Raw genomic sequence first — 24,862 nt, forward strand, 5'->3', positions numbered from 1 at the left:
TACTGACCTTTAACTTCTTGTAAACCGTTGTAAGGAGCTTTAGCACCTAGAGCTTCTTCGATACGGATTAACTGGTTGTACTTAGCTACACGGTCAGAACGGCTCATAGAACCTGTTTTGATTTGACCTGCTGCAGTACCTACCGCTAGATCAGCGATAGTTGCATCTTCAGTTTCGCCAGAACGGTGAGAGATAACAGCTGTGTAGCCTGCATCTTTCGCCATTTTGATCGCTGCTAGAGTTTCAGTTAAAGAACCGATTTGGTTGAACTTGATTAGGATAGAGTTCGCTACGCCTTTCTCGATACCTTGAGCTAGGATCTTAGTGTTAGTTACGAATAGATCGTCACCAACAAGTTGTAGTTTGTCACCTAGAAGTTCAGTCTGGTGTTTGAAACCATCCCAATCTGACTCGTCAAGACCGTCTTCGATAGAAACGATTGGATAATCGTTAGCAAGACCTTGTAGGTAGAAGTTAAACTCTTCAGAAGAGAATACTTTACCTTCGCCTTTCATGTTGTAGTTGCCAGCTTCTTTGTCGTAGAACTCAGATGCAGCACAGTCCATTGCTAGAGTAACGTCTTTACCTAGAACGTAACCAGCCGCTTCTACAGCTTCTTTGATTGCAGCTAGTGCAGCAGCGTTAGACTCAAGGTTTGGAGCGAAACCACCTTCATCACCAACAGCAGTGCTTAGACCTTTAGCTTTAAGTACTTTAGCTAGGTTGTGGAATACTTCAGCACCGATACGTAGACCTTCTTTAAGAGTAGAAGCGCCAACTGGTTGAATCATGAATTCTTGGATATCAACGTTGTTATCAGCGTGCTCACCACCATTGATGATGTTCATCATTGGAAGAGGCATAGAGAATACGCCAGCTGTACCGTTAAGCTCAGCGATGTGCTCGTATAAAGGCATGCCTTTCGCAGCAGCTGCAGCTTTAGCGTTTGCTAGAGAAACCGCTAGGATTGCGTTTGCACCAAACTTATTCTTGTTTTCAGTACCATCTAGGTCAATCATAACTTGGTCAACAGCTGCTTGATCTTTTGCATCTTTACCAAGTAATGCTTCAGCGATGTCGCCGTTTACAGCAGCAACTGCTTTAAGTACACCTTTACCTAGGAAACGGGCTTTGTCACCGTCACGTAGCTCAAGAGCTTCGCGAGAACCAGTAGATGCGCCAGATGGAGCAGCAGCCATACCGACGAAACCGCCTTCTAGGTGTACTTCAGCTTCAACAGTTGGGTTACCACGTGAGTCGATGATTTCACGACCTAGAACTTTAACGATCTTAGACATTAATGTTTCCTCTCATTTTGAAATTAAATATCAAATTTAAAGGTAGCTGTTACAAATACAACTACCCGGGTCCTTTTAGAACTTTTCACTATTCTGAGCGCTGATATTCACCAGCAGCTTTAACAAATCCAGCGAATAGCGGATGGCCATCGCGTGGAGTCGAAGTAAATTCTGGGTGGAATTGAGCCGCAACAAACCACGGGTGATTTGGGTTCTCAATCACTTCTACCAATTTCTTGTCCGCTGAAAGCCCTGAGACTTTAAGACCAGCCTTTTCAATTTGTGGACGAAGAACATTATTTACTTCATAGCGGTGACGATGACGTTCGTGAATGGTTTCACTTCCATAGAGCTCATGAGCTTTTGTCCCTTTTTCTAAGTGACATAACTGAGAGCCTAAACGCATTGTACCGCCTAAATCTGATTGCTCTGAACGTGCTTCAACAGCACCATCTGAGTCAATCCATTCAGTGATTAAACCAACCACTGGGTATTTCGAATCTTTATCAAACTCGGTTGAATGTGCACCTTCTAATCCTGCGACATTACGAGCATATTCAATTAATGCTACCTGCATCCCTAGGCAGATGCCTAAGTAAGGTACACCATTTTCACGAGCATATTGAGCGGCTAAAATTTTACCTTCAACCCCACGGTCTCCAAACCCACCAGGAACGAGAATCGCATCCAATTCACCTAATACTTCTGTTCCCTTATTTTCAAGGTCTTGCGAATCAACATAACGAATCGTCACATTCAAACGATTCTTAAGGCCCGCATGAATTAAAGCTTCATTCACCGATTTATATGCATCTGGAAGTTCGATGTATTTACCCACCATTCCGATGGTTACTTCACCTGTTGGGTTAGCTTCTTCGTAAATAACCTGTTCCCATTCAGACAAATCAGCTTCTGGAGCATCCAGTCCAAAACGCGTACAAACAATATCGTCCAAGCCTTGCGATTTAATTAACTGAGGAATTTTGTAGATTGAATCTACATCCTTCATTGAAATAACCGCTTTCTCTTGAACATTACAGAATAGTGCAATTTTCTTACGTTCGTTAGCCGGAATAACACGATCTGAACGACATACAAGAATGTCTGGCTGAATACCGATTGATAATAGCTCTTTCACTGAATGTTGCGTTGGTTTGGTTTTTACTTCACCTGCAGCTGCTAAATAAGGAACCAGTGTCAAATGCATAAACATTGCACGTTCACGACCTAATTCAACCGCTAGCTGACGAATTGCTTCCATAAAAGGCAGTGATTCGATATCACCAACCGTACCGCCAACTTCAACGATAGCAATATCATGACCTTCAGAGCCAGCGATAACACGATCTTTAATCGCGTTAGTAATATGAGGAATAACCTGAATCGTCGCACCTAAGTAATCGCCACGGCGCTCTTTACGAAGGACGTCTGCATAAACACGACCTGCAGTAAAGTTATTCCGTTTCGTCATTTTGGTGCGAATAAAACGCTCATAGTGACCTAAGTCGAGATCGGTTTCAGCACCATCTTCAGTGACAAAAACTTCACCATGCTGAGTTGGACTCATGGTACCTGGATCAACGTTAATATACGGATCCAGCTTCATCATAGTCACTTTAATGCCGCGAGCTTCTAAAATCGCTGCTAAGGATGCTGCTGCAATACCTTTACCAAGGGAGGATACTACCCCGCCAGTAACAAAAATATAATTTGTCGTCATGTTTAACCTGAAGTTGGTTGAATGAGGGAAATGAGTTCATCTGGACGGGAAGCAAATATACCAGAACCCCTTAACCGCCACAACGTGAAACTTATCACACTCTTCTGTTTTCTTTTTTGCTTCAAATCAATTCAACAGATTTAGTTCTGAAAGCAAAATTTGATGTAATGACTTGCTCTATGTAGTAAACAACTGATCTAGCTCTGTTTTACCACATTGATATGATCATTTTATTTCCGGACTTTCTCTTCACGCTTTATTTCATCCCACATGCCATCCAATTCACTTAGATTGTAATCGGTAAGCTTAGCGTTATTATGCGCAACTTTTTGTTCAATTTGATGAAAGCGGCGCATAAATTTCAAGTTAGCTTTGGTTAATGCAGCTTCAGGATCGTGGCCCAAATGACGAACCATATTCACCATAGCAAACATCATATCGCCCAACTCTTCTTCTAACTTGTCTTGGTCAATATTGACTTGCAGAGCTTCATCCATCACTTCTTCAATCTCTTCCTCAACCTTCGCTACCACAGGGCCTAGAGAGTCCCAATCGAATCCATACTTTGCGGCACGCTTTTGCAGTTTATTCGCTTTGCTTAATGCGGGAAGTGATTGTGGGATGGAATCAAAAATTGAGTCGACCTTGTCACTCTCTTGTTTTTGTAACTTTTCTTCGGCTTTAACTTTGTCCCAATTGGCATTGATCTCTTCATCACTTCCAAAAGTTTGATCACCAAAAACATGAGGGTGACGACGAATCAACTTTGCATTGACTTCATCGATCACATCTGAGAAATCAAACAGCCCTTTTTCTTGTGCTAATTGGCTGTAGAAAATGGCTTGAAACACAAAGTCGCCAAGCTCTTCTTTTAAGTTCGTGTAATCTTTGTTGTAAATGGCGTCGACAACTTCATAGGTTTCTTCGATTGTGTGAGGAACGATGGTTTCAAAGCTCTGCTTTTTATCCCATGGGCAGCCATTCTCTGGATCTCTTAATTGCGCCATTATTTCTTGCAGTTTTTCAATCGGATGCGACATCGACTTCCCTTAATTGACTTGTCTTAACCATAGGTCTTGATTAACCCAATCGTTTAACGGATAAAACATCCTTAGTTTGTTCAATTTTCCCTTGGATGCGAGACAATATTTCTACACTGGTTAATTCCAAATCAAAATCCATAAAAATCATTTGTCGTTTATAATCACTACGACTTTTCATACTGGCGACTTTAACTTTTTCATTGGCCAATAAGCTAGTTATGTCTTTCAATAGACCCGTTCTTTCCATTGCCTCAACGCGAATCGTCAGAATATAGGTGCCACCAACTCCCGCCCCCCAAACCGTATCGATAATCCGTTCTGGTGCATGGTGTCGAAGTTCTTCAAGTTGCTCACAATCACTGCGGTGGACCGATATACCACGCCCTTGAGTAATGTAGCCTTTAATTTCATCTCCAGGAATTGGACGACAGCAACGTGCGATATGATTCATTAGGTTATCTACGCCTTGAACCACAACTGCATCTTTACTGGTTTTAGCTGTGCTCGAAGTTTTCGTTTCTGAAATTTTGAGTTTTTCCAGTGCGAGTTTGTCTTCTTCTTCAGCAGTCGGCTTATTCACTAGAGCATTAATGTGATTCAGCACTTGGTTGATGCGTAAATCACCGCTACCAACGCCGACATACAATTCTTCAGGAGAGTTTACATTGAAGCGCTTCAGGGCATAATCTGTTGCATCTTTTAGTGTTGCACCGATCTTTTGCAGTTCTGCTTCTAAAATCTCTTTGCCTGCCTCAAGATTTTTCTCTCGGCTCTGTTTTCTAAACCAGGCATTAATTTTGGCACGAGCACGTCCTGAGTGAACAAAACCTGTTGCAGGATTCAGCCAATCTCGTGATGGATTCGCTTCTTTTGTCGTGATGATTTCAACTTGATCACCCATGGCTAGCTTATGGGTAAATGGCACAATACGCCCGCCCACTTTCGCGCCAATACAACGGTGCCCAACTTCTGAGTGAATATGATACGCAAAGTCCAACGGGGTCGCGCCCATTGGCAGATCAACCACATCACCTCGTGGAGTAAAGGCATAAACTCGGTCATCAAATACTTGGCTGCGTAACTCATCTAGCATCTCGCCAGAATCTGACATCTCTTCTTGCCAATCGAGCAGTTTACGTAGCCATGCAATTTTCTCATCGTAGCCACTACGACCAACCGATTTACCTTCTTTATATTTCCAGTGAGCGGCAACACCGAGTTCAGAATCCTCGTGCATTTGTTTAGTACGAATCTGAATCTCGATAGTCTTGCCTTCTGGCCCGAGGATCACTGTATGAATTGATTGATATCCGTTAGGTTTCGGATTAGCAACATAATCATCAAACTCTTGAGGCAAGTGCTTAAATTGAGTATGAACGACGCCAAGTGCCGCATAACAATCCTGTAGTTTGTCGGCAATAATCCGTACCGCTCGCACATCAAATAGCTCATCAAATGCGAGGTTTTTCTTCTGCATTTTTCGCCAAATACTGTAGATGTGTTTAGGTCGCCCACTAACATCCGCATTAATACTGCATGAGCTCATTTCAGCACGAAGATTATCGACAAAATTCTTAATATATTGCTCGCGAACAACACGACGTTCGGAAAGCTGTTTCGCGATCTGTTTATAGGTATCCGGCTGCTGATAGCGAAAAGCGTAATCTTCCATTTCCCATTTAAGTTGCCCTATCCCCAGACGGTTTGCCAATGGTGAATAGATATTGGCGCACTCTTTTGCCGCTTGGCGACGAACCTCATCTAGCTCGTCTTTGACTTCCCGTAAATTACAGATTCGCTCTGCCAGCTTAATCACCACACAGCGAAAGTCATCGACCATTGCAAGGAGCATTCGACGGACATTATCCACTTGTTCAGACGCATCGTGATGCTGGCTTGACGAGTTTAGTTGACCGATTGCGGCCATTTCATCGACACCATCGATAAGCTTAATGATCTCTTTGCCATACTCTTCTTCCAACTGTTCACGACTCATAACACCGTTCACAAAAGCCGGAAACAGTAGAGCGGCCACCAAAGTGGCTCGATCCATTGACAGCATCACTAAGATTTCGATCATTTCTCGACCACGCCACAACACCATCGTTTTTAGGTTTTGATCCGCATCAATCTGCTCTATCGATTGATAAACCTTTGTCAAACGCTCTGTTGTCGCCTTGTCTTGCCCCAAACTGCTCATCCAGCTATCAAGCTGAAATACCGAGTCTGACGTTAAATGTGCGCTTCTTACCGCAACCATTTTCTATACCTATATTGTGAATCTAACTATCGATTGTTATGAATCTATTTATCGAACAAATAATGCCATGGATTCTAAATGGCCAGTATGAGGGAACATATCCAACATCGCCAATTTTTCCAAGTGGTATCCCTGCTCTATCAATACCTGACTATCACGCGCCAATGTAGCTGGATTACAGGATACATATACGATACGTTGCGGAGAAAATTGTGATAACTGTGCTACAACTTGCTGCGCGCCTGCTCGAGCGGGATCGAGTAATATCTTATCAAACTGCTCATTTCCCCACGACGTTTCTCGCAAATCTTTCTCTAAGTTAGCTTGAAAAAATGTCGCGTTCTTCAAATCATTTAATGCCGCATTGGCCGACGCTTGCTCAACCATGCTATCGACCCCTTCTATTCCTACCAATTCGCTTACGCGTTTAGCAATAGGAAGACTAAAGTTACCCACACCACAAAATAAGTCGAGCACTTTGTCGTTCGATTCAAGCTGAAGCCAATCTATTGCTTGCGCCACCATACCTTGATTTACGGCTCGATTAACTTGAATAAAATTATTTGGTTTAAACTCAACCGATACCCCAACTTCAGAATAGACCGGTACTGGCCCATCAATATAGTCAAGCTCGTTGTTTTGCGGCATAAGATAAAGCGTAGCATTCAATGACGCAGCCAACTCAATCAACGCTTCTTGATCTCTTGCTTTCAACGCTTTTGTGTGACGTAACACAATGACAGCACCACTATCTGCAAGCACCACTTCAAGATGCCCCAGTGTTTCAGGAGAATAAAAAGTTTCAAGCAATAACTTTAAAGGTGAAAGTAGTTTATTCAGCTCAGGTTCCAATACTGGACATTGTTCAATAGTGACAATGTTCTTACTTTGCTTCTGACGAAAACCGAACTCTAACCTGTTCTGCTTTTTGTCCCAACGCAAACTGACTCGAGCTCGGCGTCGATATCCCTGTTCACTCGCTGAAATCGTGGGTTCCAGTTCTATCTTTTCATTTGTGACTTTATTCATCACATAACTCAAGGTTTTCTCTTTATGAGTCACTTGTTGTGAATGAGATAAGTGCTGCATGTCGCATCCGCCACACATATGGTAAAAAGAGCAAAATGGCTTTTGGCGTAGAGGGCTTCGCTCTAAGATTTTTACAATTTTCGCCCTAGCATATTTGCTTTTCTCTTCGCTAAACTGAACCAATACTTCTTCTTGCGGCAATCCACCATCGATAAAAACAGGTTTTTGATGATAGTAAGCAATACCACAACCTTGATGATCAAGTTTTTCGATCACTAAAGGAATGTGCTTACTATTGTGTGAAGTTTTCTTTTTTGGTTGGAAAAAACGTGCCATTATCTATGCCTAGCTGAAGAAGTGTCGCAATTTGCTTATAAAAATCACGGTTAAAAGTTAACAGTGATTGTCGAATAGTACTGAACTGATTAAGCTTACCAAGACACGGTCTCGGAGTATTCATAAGCTTTGGGGCTATTTTCCCATATCCACACAACGATGTTTAGAGAATAATGAATCGATATGGACTAAGAGCGCGAGTTATTACGTTAACTCTAGCGCCAACTTTGATTATAGGCTTAGCATTATGTGCTTTTTTCTCCTTTAATCGCTATCAAGACCTGGAAAATCAGGTCATCAATGCAGGTTCGAATATTATCGAGCCTCTCGCGATTGCGAGTGAAGAATCGCTACGAAATCAAAGTCGGGAATCCGTTCGTCGTATTATCAGTTACGCACACCGAAAAAACTCCCAGTTTGTCCGCAGTATCGCAGTATTTGACAGCAAACATCAGTTATTTGTGACGTCTAATTTCCACCCCAACTTTGAATCTTTAACCTTTGCACGAAATAAACCAATACCGACGCTTGGCACAGCGGTAATGAAAGACAACCACACCTTAATATTACGAACGCCGATCTTAGCAGAAAGTCGCTTAATTGATGGTTCTACTGATGTTCGGCGAATTCCAGTACTTGGTTATATTGCAATTGAACTCGATCTCTCGTCACTACGTTTACAACAATACCAAGAAATTTTTGCCGCAATTATGGTTTTAATTCTTGGGCTTGCGCTTTCAGGGTTATTTGCCTTCCGTTTGATGTACGACGTTACGCGCCCTATTACTCATATGAAAAACATGCTCGACCGTATTCGACGCGGCCACCTAGACGTTCGAATTGAAGGCACCATGCATGGAGAATTGGATGAACTAAAAAAAGGCATCAATGCCATGGCGGCATCCTTATCCGAGTATCACGGTGAAATGCAACATAGCATCGACCAAGCAACGTCTGATTTACGTGAAACATTAGAACAGCTCGAGATTCAAAACGTTGAACTCGACATCGCAAAAAAACATGCTCAAGAAGCCGCTCGAGTTAAATCTGAATTCTTGGCAAACATGTCTCATGAGCTGCGCACGCCACTCAATGGCGTTATTGGTTTTACACGACAAATGTTAAAAACCCAGCTATCCAAAAACCAACAAGATTATTTACAAACCATTGAAAAGTCGGCTAATAACCTCTTAAACATCATTAATGACATTCTCGACTTCTCCAAATTAGAGGCCGGTAAGTTAGCGCTAGAGAACATTCCTTTTGAATTTGAACAAAATCTCGAAGAGGTAATCGATCTCTTAGCCACGAGTGCGCACGAAAAAGGCCTCGAAATCACATTAAGAGTGGATCCTAATATTCCGATTGGATTGGTTGGTGACCCGCTTAGAATTCAGCAAGTACTGACTAACCTTGTCGGCAATGCGATTAAATTTACCGAGTCTGGGAATATTGACATCACTATCGAGCAAAAGTCAGTACATGATGATTGTTTCGAATTGCTCTTTTCTGTTCGAGATACAGGAATAGGTATCTCAGAGCGCCAACAAGCTCAACTATTTCAAGCCTTTAGCCAAGCAGACGCCAGCATATCTCGTCGCTATGGTGGAACCGGATTAGGATTGGTTATCACCCAAAAAATCGTCAGTCAGATGGGTGGAAAAATCGGCCTGACTAGCCGGTTACACCAAGGATCAACTTTTTGGTTTAATCTGCACTTAACGAAAACAGAAATACCTATTTCGGACTGGTTTGATCCAAAGCCTCTTGCTGGAAGTTCGGTGTTACTGATCGAAACAAATAAACGGGTTAAGCGACTGCTCCAGAAAACATTGGAAAGCGTGGGTATTAATGTCACAAGTGTTAATGAAGTGCCGACCAATTCAGGCCTTTATGATTATGTTATTTATAATTTAGCACTATCAAGCAATAACTCATTAATCACAATAGAACCAAAAGTTCGCCAAGTGCTTAACCTTGCACCTAATGTCATTATTGGCACACCAAGTACCGAGCTAGCATTGGCTGAATACTTGATGAAACATCATCCAGTGAAATGTGTTACCAAACCTCTTTCACGGAAAAAAATCATTCAAGCCATGCTCGATCTTCACCCAGTTAAATCCGATAGAAGTATCGATCTAGTTTCTCCACCTAACCTAGATAAACTTCCCTTAAAAGTGATGGCGGTAGACGACAACCCAGCCAACTTAAAGTTAATTACGGCGCTTCTATGTGAACGTGTTAAGTCTGTTGTCAGTTGTACCAATGGGCAAGATGCTATTGAAGAATCGATAAAGCAAAAGTTTGACATCATATTAATGGATATTCAGATGCCCCAAATTGATGGAGTATCCGCATCTAAGGAAATCAAACGTCAATCGTTCAATAGCGATACTCCGATTATTGCTGTTACTGCCCATGCAATGCCTGGTGAACGGGAGAGATTATTAAATGAAGGGATGGACGATTATCTTACAAAGCCAATCGAAGAGCATGTTCTTCAACAAGTCTTGGTACATTGGAATCCATACCCTTATGAACATCAAATAGAGAAACTTGAGATCCCAGCTACCCAGCCTGTTTCCGATAATATGTCATCCAACCTAAAAAGTGGTCAGGAACTCTCTGTCATCGACTGGGAGAGTGCTTTAAAACAAGCAGCAAACAAGCTCGATTTAGCTCAAGATATGTTGCGTATGTTAGTTGATTCCATTCCAGAAATAGTCATCCATATTGACCAAACTATAGCCGGTAAAATTGAACACAAAGATTTGCTTCAGCATATTCACAAGCTGCACGGTAGTTGCGCTTATTGTGGCGTTCCAAGGTTGAAAAAAATCTGTGCAGTGATAGAACACGCCTTACGTCAAAACAAGACCGTTGAAGAATTAGAACCTGAACTATTTGAGTTACTTGAAGAAATGGAAAAGGTTGTTGATGAGGCTAAAAGCTATATTTCCTAAAAGCTATCGTTGCAAACAACTGCATTCAATTAGTTTTTAGCCTCATTGTTGCGACGAAAACAGCTACGATTCAATAATCACCGTCGCAGTCGCATAATGTTTTTCATCTGAAATACTGACATGCATTGTTTTGCCGCCAATTAATTGTGAAATTTGTTCGGCTCGCCCTGTCATTGTCAGCTTAGGTTTACCGAGTTGATCATTTAATATCGAAAAGTCCTGAAAAGAAACGCCCTGAGCGATACCTGTACCCAGTGCTTTTGAAGCGGCTTCCTTTGCTGAAAAACGTTTCGCTAAAAAGCGTTCGGGGTGGTGATGAAAATTATATTCTGCCAGCTCTTCTTCTGTGAGAATACGCTGAGCTAATTTATCACCGGATTTGTTTATTGCTTCTTGGATTCGTTCGATTTCAACGATATCAGTGCCTATGCCTACTATTGCCATTAACGACGCGCCTTTTCCATTTCCGCTTTCATATCAGCGACAGCTTTGCTTAGTCCATCAAACGCCGCGCGCCCAATGATTGAATGGCCGATATTCAACTCATAAATCTCTGGCAACGCAGCAATCGGTGCGACGTTATGATACGTCAGGCCGTGCCCTGCATTTACTGTAATCCCAATCTCTGTTGCATAGGTTGCTGCTGTTGCGATTCGACTTAACTCTGCATCACGTTCAGCATCGTTTTCAGCATCAGCATAATGACCGGTATGAAGTTCAATATATGGAGCTCCACATGCTTTTGCTGCATCAATTTGACGTGGGTCAGCATCAATAAACAAAGACACTTTAATTCCTGCAGCATCAAGTTGTTGAGTCGCCGCTTTAATTCGTTCTAGATTGCCAGCAACATCTAACCCGCCTTCTGTGGTCAGCTCTTCACGCTTTTCAGGAACAAGGCAGACAAACTCTGGTTGGGTCTCTAATGCAATATCCACCATTTCATCGGTTACCGCCATCTCGAGGTTCATTCGAGTTTGAATGGTCTCACGTAGCAAACGCACATCACGATCAAGAATATGGCGACGGTCTTCACGTAAATGAATAGTAATCCCATCAGCCCCTGCACGTTCAGCCACTTCTGCTGCGTGAACAGGATCAGGATATTTTGTCCCACGAGCATTACGTAATGTCGCAATATGATCGATGTTTACACCTAATAGAATTGAACTCATTGTCCTAATCTCCGTGATTTTGATATGCCTGATTTTGGCAAAAATAGTTCTCTGCTTTTTAACGGCTTACTGCCGATATAAGGCTTAAGAGCAATACGAGTAAATCGTTTCGCCGCATGAAGTTGTGCTTTAGTGATAAAGCGACGCTCGCTAATTGCGATTAACTCTTCTCCGAAAAACGTTAAATTGTCCTGTCGCACTGAAGCGATAAACCCTTGTTGCTCTCGAAAGCGGTAAGTCATACTTGCTTCAACAGGCTCTCCTGTTCCAGCACAATGCAAGAAGTCGACACCATACCCAAGGCTGGACAATAATGCCAATTCAAAACGTCGTAATGCAGGTTCCGGGTTATTGTTATGCGCCAGCTCGGTAAGCGCATCAAGGTAGTCAAAAAAAAGGGCGGGTTGTGGGCTTTCGCTTGCGATGACTCGACAAAGCAATTCGTTGATATACATACCCGAATAGAGGTTGATCCCACTTAATGGTAACCCCAAGCTAATGGGCTCGGCTTGGCGCAACGTCTTCATTGAGCCTTTTCCCGACCATTTAATCAACATCGGTGTAAAAGGTTGAAGCACGCTTTTCAATCCAGAGCGTGGACGTCTGGCCCCTTTCGACAGCAATGATAAACGACCTTGATGTTCAGTAAATACATCAATGATTAAACTCGTTTCACTGTATGGGCGTCGGTGTAGGACAAACGCACGCTGCAAACCATTTTCAGGCATAACATTGAATTCCCAGCCCCTAGGTCAATCACTAGTATTGACTGACATCACCTAGAATCACTTTATTACAAGTCGTCGATATAACCCAAACTACGTAGAGCACGCTCGTCATCAGCCCAACCTGATTTCACTTTAACCCAGGTTTCTAGATAAACCTTGCGCTCAAATAGCGCTTCCATATCAAGACGCGCTTCGCGACCAATTGTTTTGATCTTCTCACCGTTTTTACCAATCACCATTTTCTTTTGACCAGTTCGTTCAACCAAAATCAAGGCATTGATATGAAAACCGTCGTTATCGGGATTGTAATCAAAACGTTCAATTTCAACAGTCACCGAATAAGGTAATTCCTCACCAGTAAAGCGCATGAGCTTTTCACGAATAATCTCGGACGCCATAAAGCGCTGCGAGCGATCCGTTACATACTCTTCTGGAAAGTGGTGTACCGCTTTAGGTAAATGTTGGCGCACAATATTTTGAATAACATCAATATTTTTACCGAGCTTTGCCGCGATTGGCACTACATCAACAAAGTCCATTTTTTCGCCCATGGCTTGCATGTGCAACATAACTTCATTGCGATCTTTTACGTTATCGACTTTATTTACGCACAATACGACGGGGAAATTCGCATTTCTAAGTTTATTCAGTACCATTTCATCGTCAGCGGTCCAATGGGTTCCATCAACGAGAAATAGAACCAAATTGACATCACTCAACGAACTGCTTGCCGCACGGTTCATCAAACGGTTAATTGCGCGCTTTTCTTCAATATGAAGCCCTGGAGTATCAACATAAATCGCCTGATAGTTCCCATCAGTCTCGACCCCCATAATACGGTGGCGAGTGGTTTGTGGCTTACGTGAAGTAATCGAAATCTTTTGCTGCAAAATAGCGTTCAATAAGGTCGACTTACCGACATTTGGCCGTCCAACAATAGCAATAAAGCCACAATGTTGGTCCTCTGGTTGACTTTCAACCACTTCTGCGGAGGTTTCTTGATCCGATGCAAAAAACGCATCAATATCGAAATCTTGTTCAGATTGTTCTTTGTTAGACATGGCTTAACTGCTCTAGTGCTTGCTCTGCCGCCGCTTGTTCAGCTTTGCGTCGACTCGTCCCTTTACCTACGACTGGAGTTCCTAATCCCGCCACTTCACAAGACACAGTAAACTCTTGATCATGTGCCTCGCCCTTAATGTTCGTTACTGTATACACAGGAAGCGGATTTCTTCGCCCTTGCAAAAACTCTTGCAAACGCGTTTTCGGATCCTTTTGTGAAACGCCAGGTTCGATAGAATCAAGTCGGGTTTTATACCAACTCAAAATGACTTTACGAACGACTTCGATATCACTATCAAGATAAATAGCGCCAATGATGGCTTCGACCGCATCAGCTAGAATAGAGTCTCGGCGATACCCGCCGCTTTTCAATTCACCTGGACCTAATTTTAAGTAATCTCCAAGGATAAACTCTCGCCCAAGCTCAGCTAACGTGTTACCACGCACCAACGTTGCTCGCATCCGGCTCATGTCCCCTTCGTTTATCTTAGGAAAACGATGGTACAAGTCATCTGCGATAACAAAACTTAAAATCGAATCTCCCAGAAACTCTAGTCTCTCATTGTGAAGAGCAGAGGCACTACGGTGAGTCAGTGCCAAATCAAGTCGCTGAGCATCGTTAAACTCGTAATTGAGTTGTTTTTCTAATCGGTTAATAGGAGGATTCATCTCTTCTCAACATAATTGGGTGAATACATCACCTTATTTAATTGCCCCGATACGATTAAATCGTACCCCAGTTGGTATCCAAGATGGTAATGCACTCGATGCATCACGTTCAAATTCAAAACTGATCCAAATCGCAACCGCTTTGCCGACTAAGTTACCTTCTGGTACAAAGCCCCAATAACGACTGTCGGCACTATTGTCACGGTTATCACCCATTACAAAGTACTGCCCATCTGGTACAACCCATTCACTGACACCTGGACGTGGTTGATAGGCTGACACATTGTCGATACGTTGTGTGTTAATCAAGATTTGATGCTCAGCATCGCCAAGAGACTCATCTGCTTGAAGTAAAGCACGATTTGACTGCATAAACTCACTTTCAACGACATTGCTAAGCGCAATAGGTTTACAGCTCGAGTCTCCTTTAGATTGAATACAAACCTGTTTCTGTGCACTATAACGCACCGTATCTCCAGGCATACCTACTACACGTTTAATATAATCAATCTTAGGGTTTGGTGGGAATTTAAATACCACTACATCACCACGCTCGACTTCACCAGTCTCAACCAATTGAGTACGCCATACAGGATCTTTTAGACCATAAGCGTACTTTTCAACAAGAATAAAATCACCGACCAACAGTGTTGGCATCATCGAGCCCGATGGAATTTGAAAAGGCTCGTAGATAAATGATCGAACCACCAATACCAAAGCTATCACTGGGAAAATCGATACACTGTTTTCAATCCACCAAGGTTGTGGTGCTATTTTATCGACCAATTTAGGGTCGAGGCCATTGGTCTTGGCTTCGACTTCAGCTAGCTTTTGCTGGCGTTTTTTAGCCCAAACCCACTTTTCCATCGCCCACACAATGCCCGTAACCAAAGTAACGATCACTAACAAGAGTGAAAATGTATTCGCCATTGACTTCCCTTATCCAAAAAATACGAAAGTGAAAGAGCCGGAACTCTTTCACTTAAACAAGTAATTTAACCAAACTGGGTCTCAACAAACACACGGTTGCAAAACATCACACCGAGAGTTTGTTAGAACAGACTCATCATTAATCTTTACCAACATGAAGAATAGCAAGGAACGCTTCTTGAGGCAGTTCTACATTACCAATCTGCTTCATTCGTTTCTTACCTTCTTTCTGCTTCTTCAACAGCTTTTTCTTACGGCTGATATCACCACCATAACATTTAGCAAGAACGTTTTTACGCAGCTGTTTTACTGTTGAACGCGCAATGATGTGATTACCAATCGCCGCTTGAATCGCGATATCAAACATCTGACGAGGAATAAACTCTTTCATCTTCTCGACCAACTGACGACCACGAGTCTGTGCATTGTCTTTGTGAGTAATAATCGCTAACGCATCGACTTTCTCGGCATTCAATAACACATCTACACGAACCATATCTGATTCTTCAAAATGCTGGAATGAGTAATCAAGAGAAGCGTAACCACGAGAAGTTGATTTCAAACGGTCAAAGAAATCGAGCACCACTTCCGCCATTGGAACATCATAAGTCAATGCCACTTGGTTACCGTGGTAAACCATATCAACCTGAACACCCCGTTTTTCAACACACAGCGTAATCACGTTACCCAAGTACTCTTGTGGTACCAAAATATTACAACGTGATATCGGCTCACGAATCTCTGCAATATCATTTACCGCGGGTAATTTAGCAGGACTGTCGACATACAAGGTATCACCGCTATTGAGTACCACTTCGTATACTACCGTTGGTGCAGTCGTGATCAGGTCTAAATCGTATTCACGCTCCAGACGCTCTTGAATAATCTCCATGTGGAGTAAACCCAAGAAGCCACAACGGAAACCAAAACCTAGTGCTGCTGATGTTTCTGGCTCATAGAACATCGAAGCATCATTGAGGCTTAGCTTCCCGAGAGCGTCACGGAAACTTTCATAGTCATCCGATGAAACAGGGAACAAACCAGCGTAAACTTGTGGTTTCACCTTCTGGAAGCCCGGTAATGCTTCTTCACAACTGTTTCGAGCAGTCGTTAATGTATCACCAACAGGCGCACCTAGGATGTCTTTAATACCGCAAACAACCCAACCTACTTCACCGGTATTCAGGCCATCAGTATCGATTTGTTTAGGTGTGAAGATACCAATACGGTCAATGCCCCAGACTTGCCCAGTGCTCATGACTTTAATTTTATCGTGCTTCTTCAAAGCCCCATTTTTAACACGAATAAGAGAGACGACGCCAAGATAGTTATCAAACCATGAATCGATAATTAATGCTTGTGTTGGCGCTTCAGGGTCACCTTCCGGAGCAGGAATGGTGGAGACTATTTGCTCGAGAACTTCGTGGACTCCAACACCGGTTTTAGCAGAACAGCGAACAGCATCAATCGCATCGATACCCACGATATCTTCTATCTCTTCTGAAATACGCTCTGGATCCGCTGCAGGTAAATCAATTTTATTTAAAATTGGTACCACTTCGAGGTTCATTTCAATCGCGGTATAGCAGTTGGCTAGCGTTTGAGCCTCTACACCTTGTGCTGCATCGACCACCAATAACGCCCCTTCACAGGCCGCTAATGAACGCGATACTTCATAAGAAAAGTCAACATGTCCTGGTGTATCAATGAAGTTGAGTTGATAAGTCTCACCATCTTTAGCTTGATAATCCAGCGTTACGCTTTGTGCTTTGATCGTGATACCACGCTCACGCTCAAGATCCATAGAATCAAGGACTTGCTGCGACATTTCACGATTAGATAGTCCACCACAATCTTGAATTAAACGATCGGATAGAGTCGACTTACCGTGGTCGATATGGGCGATAATTGAAAAATTACGAATGTGCTTCATAGATTCTGAAATGACTTAGCTCTAAAGGTAAAAGGAGAAAATGAATGACGCAGTTGGGCAGTACATTCATATCAAGTTGGCCGATTCTACCCAATTTCAACCAAATTCGCATCAAAAATTCGGTGCTAACTCACAAACCAACCGGTTCTCCGAGAATTCTAACAATAACGACTTGATCCTTTGTTTGCAGTTCTAGACGTTTTGTCAAAGGCTTAGCAAGCCAAATAGCGGCGGTAGTAAACAATACTGCGGTGACAATCACCACACCTTCACCACCACTTAACATCGGCGCTAACCAGATATCCCCAACCGCAGCGCCTAGCAATAACGCAAATAAAGGCAATAAATAAATTAGCGAAGCCGATTGAAGTAAACTTTTTTCAGGGAACCCGATCTCGATCAGCTGGCCTGGGGTCACAACAGAGTCGGTAGTTAAACTCCAACGTAATAACTTGTTCCCCATCGCTTTTGAAACAACGCCAGTACTACAGCTTTTTGACGAGGCACAGCCGCTACAACTTGTCTGTTGTTGGCAGCTCAAATCAACGTGGTAACCACTATCCAAAGGGGTTACGCCCGTTACCGTTGCAAGTGCAGTCATCATAGTTCCACTCTCTATATTAAGGCGTGTTAAAAGTAACCGACTCAGCCACTCGTTTCGCAGTTGACGGTGGAATATCGCCTATAACTGAGACTTCACTGGTTCCTTTTACCACACTAAGCAATGTCCGCCTTCCCTGACGAATTAACTGATCGTGTAGTGATGTATCATCTAACTCAGATACATAAACTGAAAAATTAAATAGGCCATCTGAGAACAATTGATTTTCCACTTCTTTCTCGACCATAGCCATACGATACCGACTAAGCTCTTTAGATACAAATCCATTTGGTAACCATTCAACCGACCACGTTGCATCTTTCAATTCATTACTCGGTAGAGATAATACCGCAGGAAGTTCTGCCGTATTCAAACCAGACATTAATTGAGGTAATTGCTCATTCACATTATAAGAAATCGCACGGAATTGCTCGAGCACTTCCCCATCGCGATCAACTAAGTCTGCTCTAAGTGGCAACTTGTTGTGTTCACTCACCCATAAGACATATGAATAACGTAAACCATCTTTAGGTACAACTCGTATTACTTGGCAAGCCGCACCCGCTTCACGACCTCGACCAATATTGACGAAATCGTAAAACTGACTCAACCTTTCAACGTTAGAATTCAATAAGGGAAATATAGGTGCCACCATGGAATTTGACTTTACCGTATAAGGTTCATTCCCTGGTTCAATATAGCTAACTTCATCATTGCGTTTGATGACTTCTCTGACTGGACCACTTAAATAAATAAGGTGAGCTAGGTTGGCTTTTTCATCTGCCGAGTAGCGGTAAAGTAGTGGCTCAATGCCATTTTTTTGAATAAAAATATAGGAAAGCTCATACGAGAGCTGATGACTGGCTTGGTTCATATCAAGTAACAACGCCTTTGCTGGCATTGATTCAGCAAAGGCGGAAGAGTTACCCAAACTGAACAGCGCAACGACACTGATCAGTAATTTATTCATTCAGTAATAGACTCTTGATGACTAGATGAAGGAACAGCTGCGTCACTATTTAAACGCAATTGTAGCTCATAATCCTGAAGTAAAGCATTCACTCGACGGCGCTGATCTTGAGCTGTATTGTCCGTTGTAGTCTGCTTCTCTACAGATTCACGAGTCAAGCTCACAGGCTCAGCAATGCCAGCCAATGGTACCGTCTGCAACACTGGGGCAACCTGTTGATTAGCAGTCGCCTCTTGAGTGCTACTTTGTTGAATGCCTAAGACCACGACTAAACAGACACTTGCAGCAATCGACACCTGACCAAGATGGGATAACCAACTAGGTAAACGTCTGCGGGCTTGTTGCGGTTTAGGTTGAGACTCTATCGGTACAACATTTACATCGGGTTCAACCGACTGAGAAAAACGCGTATGTGGCTCTTCATCTTCCAATGCAAGAGCGACGCTATCAGCAATATTCCATTCTTGTTTAGGCTCATCACCACGCATCACATCACCGATTAGGTGATAATGACGCCAAGTTTTCTGACTTTCTGAATCCTGAGTCAATTCACTAATAAAAGCGGTATCGACCAACTCTCCATCCATGAGTGCTGAAAGTTTTTCTTCATCAGCCATTTTATTCACCATAATATCGACCTTTAATTAGGTTATAAAAGCGGAGCTATGTGCTTTTCAACTGCTTCACGTGCTCTAAATATACGAGAGCGAACAGTTCCAACGGGACAATCCATGACCGCAGCAATATCTTCGTAACTCAAGCCTTCGAGTTCTCTTAATGTCATTGCGGTTTTTAAATCTTCTGGTAGTAAGCCTATCGCTGAAAACACAGCCTGCTTCAATTCATTCGACAGCGAAATGTTCTCTGGGTTCGATATTTCTTTAAGCGCACCACCACTTTCATAATTTTCTGCATCTTCTGCATCGATATCACTTGAAGGAGGACGTCGTCCTTGCGCTACAAGATAATTTTTCGCGGTATTCACAGCAATTCGATATAGCCAAGTATAAAATGCACTCTCTCCTCGGAAAGAAGGTAACGCTCTATATGCCTTAATAAAGGTCTCTTGTGCGACATCTGGGATATCACCTGAATTGCTCACATATCGGGAAATAAGATTGCAAACCTTATTTTGGTACTTAGAGACCAATAGATTAAATGCTTGCTTATCCCCACTCTGAACTCGCTCAATCAATACTTGATCAGTTAACGGCTCGTTCATTAGAGCGCCTACTCCTATTGTTTCTCCCTTACCTTCTCAGATATGGATATTAATACTGCAAAAATAGTATTGACACCACTGCTACCACGAGCACTATAGTGAGACTGGGTCGAGTCGTTTAAGTTCCCAAGATTTATTATTTTTTCTCACATTTTGAGATTGAATATAAATCAATGATATTTCATGAATATTATGTTGTACGGTAAATATGCGTCCAGATAGTTCGAATATCAATCCCATTTAAAGAATAATGAACAATTGCTCCCCAACAACAGCAATGAAAATAAACAAGTAAACACAGTAAACTCATGGTTTTATTGTCAGTAAGTCTAATAGACTAACGCGACATATCGTGTTTATATTTTTACAAATACGTGACAAAATTATGATTCAGTCTTCGAGCTTAACAGAGTTAAGATAGACACTGCGTCGTTCTAGGCTTAACCGTTCCATACATCATCAGGAAATACACGAGTTATGAGCACAAATCAAGAACATCAATGTGATGTACTAGTGATTGGTAGTGGTGCAGCAGGACTTACATTAGCCCTGCATATCGCAAAAAAATGCAACGTCATTGTCCTTAGTAAAGGGCCTTGGAGTGAAGGTTCTACCTTTTACGCTCAAGGTGGTATTGCCGCAGTATTCGATGAATCGGACAGTGTTGAATCCCATGTGCAAGATACATTGGTCGCTGGAGCCGGAATCTGTGACGAAGCATCGGTACGTTATATTGCTGAGAATGCCAAGCAATCAGTCCAGTGGCTTATCGATGGCGGTGTGCCTTTTGATCTTGATGAAGATAGTAAAGAAACAAACCCGAAATATCATTTAACCCGCGAAGGTGGACACAGCCATCGACGAATTCTTCATGCTGCCGATGCAACGGGTATGGCAATGCAGAACTCATTACAAGACAATGTGAAATACCATCCTAATATCACAGTACTAGAGCGCCACAATGCACTCGATCTAATTACTGAAGATAAAATAGGTGGTGATGCGAATAAAGTGATTGGTGCGTATGTTTGGAACCGCAATGATGAGCACGTTGAAACCATCTGTGCCAAATCGGTTGTTTTAGCTACCGGGGGATCATCAAAAGTTTACCAATACACATCGAATCCTGACGTCTCTTCTGGCGATGGTGTGGCGATGGCATGGCGCGCGGGTTGTCGTGTCGCAAACCTCGAATTCAATCAATTCCATCCAACTTGCTTATTCCACCCAGAAGCTCGTAATTTCCTTCTAACTGAAGCATTACGTGGCGAGGGTGCCCACTTAATCCGTCCCGATGGCTCTCGCTTTATGAAGGATTTTGATGAACGAGGTGAATTGGCCCCACGTGATGTCGTCGCGAGAGCAATAGATTATGAAATGAAACGCCTCGGTGCAGACTGCATGTATATAGACATCAGTCATAAACCGGCAGACTTTATTGAGAAACATTTCCCAACGATCAATTCCCGACTACTTGAACTGGGCATTGATATGACGAAAGAGCCTATCCCGATTGTCCCAGCAGCACATTACACCTGTGGTGGTGTTATGGTCGATCAAAATGGTCGCACTGATCTAAAACAGCTTTATGCCATTGGCGAAGTAAGTTACACCGGACTTCATGGTGCAAACCGTATGGCTTCTAACTCACTGCTAGAGTGTGTTGTATATGCTCGTTCGGCTTCTCAAGAGCTACTAAAAACACTTCCGCAATCTACATTAGCTAGCGGCTTACCAGCCTGGGATGAAAGCCAAGTTGGTAACTCAGATGAAGAAGTGATTATTCAACATAACTGGCATGAATTACGCTTGTTTATGTGGGATTACATGGGTATCGTCCGCACAGACAAACGCCTGGAGCGTGCACTACGCCGCATCGATCTACTGAAACAAGAAACGCACGATTATTACAGTAACTTTAGAGTTTCTAATAACTTAATTGAAATGCGCAATCTACTACAGGTTGCGGAGTTGATGGTACGTTGTGCTATGCAGCGGAAAGAAAGCCGAGGGTTACATTATACTCTCGATTACCCAGATCAACTTGAAAATAGTGGCCCTACGGTTCTCGATCCAAAAGACTACTAATAGATTCAATTAATATATTCAATGTTCGACGGGGGCTGAACGCCTCCGTTTTTCATTAAAAATAATCCATCGATAATCCGACTCTTTACAACTATCACGCCACAGTAAATACCTATCTGAGCCACACGTTATACTTAAAAATACAGCTGAATACCGTGTTGAGAACAATGTAATTGGTCGCGCTTTTCCCGCGAACGTCTTTAACGTCCCATCTGTTTGATAAGTGACTTCACCGCGCAATTCAGCACTAAGGATAGATGTTGACTGGAACCAACGAATAATCGTGAAAGAACAAAACAATTGAACAACAGCGTGAAGAGAAGATAACCATATTACCTCTAAAGCAAACATCACAACGGAGAATTCAACTAAAGAGGCAAGAATAGAAGGCCGACAGTAGAGTTTAACGGACTTTACTGAGGTTATGAGCAACGATTTTATCCACCATGGAAGCATGAGCCAAGTTATCACTTCTAGTGTGTTGCATTATCCAAGAAAATAAATCTGGATCATCACACGTCAACAAAGAAACAAAATCTTTTTGCTCAGATTCATCTAGAGAATCAAAACACTCTTCAAAGAAAGGCATGATAACAACATCAAGTTCCAACATTCCACGGCGACACGCCCACTTGATTCGAGCTTTCTCTTGGTTTGAATACATTCTCTATCCCCAATTATGTTTATGAGCTCATTAGTGTAACAAGGGAGAACAAATCCAACTAGTGGCTCAATCACACAACGGTAGCTGCTGACAAAATTTGCGATCCGCTTTAACATAGGTGGAAATAGATTTGTTGGACAATAATTATGGCCGGATACAACGATGTTACCCACACTTCAATCGCTAGCAATGAAGATCTTCCTTCTCTGGCGCTCTCACCTCTCTCATCATGGGGGTACATCTCATTAAGTGGCGAGGATTCAACAACATTTCTTCAAGGACAGGTCACCTGTGATGTCAAAGCATTAACCGCGGAACACGTTAGCTTAGGTGCTCATTGCGATGCCAAGGGAAAAATGTGGTCGGTATTTACTCTTTTCCATCATAACGATGAGGTTGCGTTGTTTCAGCCTTTATCGGCTATCGAAACTGAACTAAAAGAACTTAAAAAGTACGCGATCTTCTCAAAAGTTGAATTAAAACAAGGTGGTGATATCTGCCTTGGGCTCATTGGAAAAGATGTACAGAGCTATATGGATAAGCTAACTCCTGATCAAACTGGGGATGTTCGTCGCATTGAAGGCGGTAGTGCTGTAAAGATTTCCAATCAACGTTGGCTGCTTATGTTTAGCCCACAAAATGCACAAGCTTTTTCTGAGCAGTTTTCTGCACCCATCTGTGATGATTCATTATGGACATTACTTAATATTATCGAAAACTACCCTGTATTAACTCAAGCGGAACAAGCTCAACATATTCCGCAAGCGCTAAACTTACATGCGTTAGGTGGTATCTCATTTACGAAAGGGTGCTATACAGGCCAAGAAACCGTTGCTCGAGCAAAATACAGAGGCACCAACAAACGAGCAATGTATCGAGTTAGCGGACCAAGGTCGAATGCAGATAACATTAACTTGGAACGTTCAGTTGGAGAAAATTGGCGCTCAGCAGGCACGTTATTAACCAGTTTCCAATTCAATGATAATCACGCGACAGGGCTCATCATATTGCCTAATAATTTAGAAGCAACGACTCAACTTCGACTAAGCGAAGAGCTGGATGACATTTGGAAAATTGAAGCACTGCCATATTCTCTCGATGAAGAATAACGATTCTTAGCAAACAACAAGGCAGCTAAGGGGAAATAGTCGATTTTCCCTTAGTTTGCTCGGTTTGCCGATACAGCTGGTGGATACCCGAACGCTTTCTTAAAGGCATTGGTAAAATTTGAAGGGTGTCGATAACCTGCGTTATAAGCCACTTCTGTCACGCTGGCAGTCCCACGCTCTAGATGCTGACGAGCGATTTCCAACCGTCTACGTCGAATATAACTTTGAATACTGCAGCCTAATTTGCTTTTAAACTTTCTCTGCAAGTTGGACTCACTCATTGCACTGTATTGAGCCAGTTCTTTCCCCGGCAACGTCCGATCTAAGTTAACTTCAATATACGAGACTAATTCATCCAATGAACGCCCCCCTTTCCGATCTTTTACACTCATCTCTGTTGTTGTTTTTACCCCACTAAATGCCACGTTATCGTTAATTCCAATCTGTTCAAAAATCTCAAAAAGAAACTGATAACCTAATGTTTCTAGTGTCATTTTCTCCAAGATACCCTTGGGAGAACGTTGGTGAATAATCTCTAAAGTCAACGCCATTAACCTGTCAGTCAAATTTAACCTACAGTTTGCCATGTGTTGATTAATAAAGGTTTCAACATTTGATCCAGATTCAATGCGATCTTCGACCCAGTCTATAGGTATAACAATGTTTAGCTTAGTAACATGATTACCTTTCTCGATAATCCGCCTGAAAGTAGCGGGTTTTGTCAGGTTCACCACGACACCTGTTGGCCCTGTACTGGCATCAAATACAAATCGAAGATCGTCATAGCTAATATCCAACTTTCCTTCCAGCAAAATAACCAAAATTACGGATTTTTTAGCTGTCGAAACAACCTGATAATCGGCCAATTCCGTTGACGTTCCGCCACTTAGAGAGAAACTGTTTTTCACGTTATATTGAATAAGTTGACCTACAACGAGTTCTTTTGGTGAGTTAGGACTATCAGAGACAAGTACCTGTCTCTTTTCAGTATTATCCCAGTGTATCAATGCACTTCTTTGAAGCGATGACTTGAGTTTTCTCGTCATAGGAACCTGCCAA

Annotated in this window: 21 protein-coding genes; 3 read left to right on the forward strand and 18 right to left on the reverse strand. The window is 42.5% G+C overall.

Annotated features, from left to right (window positions below):
• From eno to rlmD, 5 genes are all read right to left on the reverse strand, one after another.
• Positions 1-1,298 (reverse strand): phosphopyruvate hydratase (gene eno, locus ACWU4D_RS14125; RefSeq protein ID WP_456052088.1); only part of this gene is annotated, 1,298 nt, incomplete at its 3' end.
• An 88-nt stretch (positions 1,299-1,386) separates the two neighbouring features.
• Positions 1,387-3,018 (reverse strand): CTP synthase, encoded by a 1,632-nt coding sequence (locus ACWU4D_RS14130; RefSeq protein ID WP_456052089.1) that lies wholly within the window; start codon positions 3,016-3,018, stop codon positions 1,387-1,389.
• Between the two features lie 230 nt (positions 3,019-3,248).
• Positions 3,249-4,058, reverse strand: coding sequence for a nucleoside triphosphate pyrophosphohydrolase (gene mazG / locus ACWU4D_RS14135; protein ID WP_456052090.1), 810 nt, complete (start codon positions 4,056-4,058; stop codon positions 3,249-3,251).
• A 40-nt stretch (positions 4,059-4,098) separates the two neighbouring features.
• Positions 4,099-6,321: a GTP diphosphokinase gene (gene relA / locus ACWU4D_RS14140; RefSeq protein ID WP_456052091.1), complete on the reverse strand. Its 2,223-nt coding sequence runs from the start codon at positions 6,319-6,321 to the stop codon at positions 4,099-4,101.
• Positions 6,322-6,369: 48 nt separating this feature from the next.
• The gene (gene rlmD / locus ACWU4D_RS14145) at positions 6,370-7,686 is read right to left on the reverse strand and encodes a 23S rRNA (uracil(1939)-C(5))-methyltransferase RlmD (RefSeq protein ID WP_456052092.1); all 1,317 of its coding nucleotides are present in this window, start codon (positions 7,684-7,686) and stop codon (positions 6,370-6,372) included.
• Between the two features lie 173 nt (positions 7,687-7,859).
• Between rlmD and barA the strand changes: the two genes are divergently transcribed.
• On the forward strand, positions 7,860-10,652 hold the full coding sequence (barA, locus tag ACWU4D_RS14150) for a two-component sensor histidine kinase BarA (protein ID WP_456052093.1): 2,793 nt from the start codon (positions 7,860-7,862) through the stop codon (positions 10,650-10,652).
• Between the two features lie 63 nt (positions 10,653-10,715).
• Here the strand turns inward: barA and acpS are convergent, their stop codons facing one another.
• The 11 genes from acpS to rpoE all read right to left on the reverse strand — a co-directional run bounded on the left by acpS (position 10,716) and on the right by rpoE (position 19,942).
• Positions 10,716-11,096: a holo-ACP synthase gene (acpS, locus tag ACWU4D_RS14155; protein WP_456052094.1), complete on the reverse strand. Its 381-nt coding sequence runs from the start codon at positions 11,094-11,096 to the stop codon at positions 10,716-10,718.
• Complete coding sequence (pdxJ, locus tag ACWU4D_RS14160) at positions 11,096-11,827, reverse strand: pyridoxine 5'-phosphate synthase (protein WP_456052095.1); 732 nt, start codon at positions 11,825-11,827, stop codon at positions 11,096-11,098. The genes acpS and pdxJ overlap by 1 nt, the downstream gene beginning before the upstream one ends.
• A complete protein-coding gene (gene recO / locus ACWU4D_RS14165) occupies positions 11,824-12,555 on the reverse strand; it encodes a DNA repair protein RecO (RefSeq protein WP_456052096.1) in 732 nt (243 codons plus the stop codon). The genes pdxJ and recO overlap by 4 nt, the downstream gene beginning before the upstream one ends.
• Positions 12,556-12,620: 65 nt before the next feature.
• Positions 12,621-13,616, reverse strand: coding sequence for a GTPase Era (gene era, locus ACWU4D_RS14170; protein WP_456052097.1), 996 nt, complete (start codon positions 13,614-13,616; stop codon positions 12,621-12,623).
• Positions 13,609-14,286 (reverse strand): ribonuclease III, encoded by a 678-nt coding sequence (gene rnc / locus ACWU4D_RS14175; RefSeq protein ID WP_456052098.1) that lies wholly within the window; start codon positions 14,284-14,286, stop codon positions 13,609-13,611. The genes era and rnc overlap by 8 nt, the downstream gene beginning before the upstream one ends.
• Before the next feature lie 33 nt (positions 14,287-14,319).
• Positions 14,320-15,216, reverse strand: a complete 897-nt coding sequence (lepB, locus tag ACWU4D_RS14180; protein ID WP_456052099.1) for a signal peptidase I — start codon at positions 15,214-15,216, stop codon at positions 14,320-14,322.
• Positions 15,217-15,355: 139 nt separating this feature from the next.
• Positions 15,356-17,149: a translation elongation factor 4 gene (lepA, locus tag ACWU4D_RS14185; RefSeq protein ID WP_456052100.1), complete on the reverse strand. Its 1,794-nt coding sequence runs from the start codon at positions 17,147-17,149 to the stop codon at positions 15,356-15,358.
• A 130-nt stretch (positions 17,150-17,279) separates the two neighbouring features.
• Positions 17,280-17,753, reverse strand: a complete 474-nt coding sequence (locus ACWU4D_RS14190; protein ID WP_456052101.1) for a SoxR reducing system RseC family protein — start codon at positions 17,751-17,753, stop codon at positions 17,280-17,282.
• 16 nt (positions 17,754-17,769) lie between these two features.
• Entirely contained in the window at positions 17,770-18,720 is a 951-nt protein-coding gene (gene rseB, locus ACWU4D_RS14195; RefSeq protein ID WP_456052102.1) for a sigma-E factor regulatory protein RseB, read from the reverse strand.
• Positions 18,717-19,349 carry an RseA family anti-sigma factor gene (locus ACWU4D_RS14200; RefSeq protein WP_456052103.1) on the reverse strand — a complete coding sequence of 211 codons (633 nt, stop codon included), beginning with the start codon at positions 19,347-19,349 and terminating at the stop codon, positions 18,717-18,719. The genes rseB and ACWU4D_RS14200 overlap by 4 nt, the downstream gene beginning before the upstream one ends.
• 20 nt (positions 19,350-19,369) lie before the next feature.
• On the reverse strand, positions 19,370-19,942 hold the full coding sequence (gene rpoE, locus ACWU4D_RS14205; protein WP_456052104.1) for an RNA polymerase sigma factor RpoE: 573 nt from the start codon (positions 19,940-19,942) through the stop codon (positions 19,370-19,372).
• 477 nt (positions 19,943-20,419) lie between these two features.
• Between rpoE and nadB the strand changes: the two genes are divergently transcribed.
• Positions 20,420-22,030 (forward strand): L-aspartate oxidase, encoded by a 1,611-nt coding sequence (gene nadB, locus ACWU4D_RS14210; RefSeq protein ID WP_456052105.1) that lies wholly within the window; start codon positions 20,420-20,422, stop codon positions 22,028-22,030.
• Between the two features lie 403 nt (positions 22,031-22,433).
• Here the strand turns inward: nadB and ACWU4D_RS14215 are convergent, their stop codons facing one another.
• Positions 22,434-22,694: an FAD assembly factor SdhE gene (locus ACWU4D_RS14215; RefSeq protein ID WP_456052106.1), complete on the reverse strand. Its 261-nt coding sequence runs from the start codon at positions 22,692-22,694 to the stop codon at positions 22,434-22,436.
• Between the two features lie 146 nt (positions 22,695-22,840).
• Between ACWU4D_RS14215 and ygfZ the strand changes: the two genes are divergently transcribed.
• Positions 22,841-23,803, forward strand: coding sequence for a tRNA-modifying protein YgfZ (gene ygfZ, locus ACWU4D_RS14220; RefSeq protein WP_456052107.1), 963 nt, complete (start codon positions 22,841-22,843; stop codon positions 23,801-23,803).
• Between the two features lie 50 nt (positions 23,804-23,853).
• Here the strand turns inward: ygfZ and ACWU4D_RS14225 are convergent, their stop codons facing one another.
• Positions 23,854-24,849 (reverse strand): helix-turn-helix transcriptional regulator, encoded by a 996-nt coding sequence (locus ACWU4D_RS14225; protein ID WP_456052108.1) that lies wholly within the window; start codon positions 24,847-24,849, stop codon positions 23,854-23,856.
• Between the last annotated feature and the right edge of the window lie 13 nt (positions 24,850-24,862).

This window comes from Vibrio phycocola (assembly GCF_053850235.1).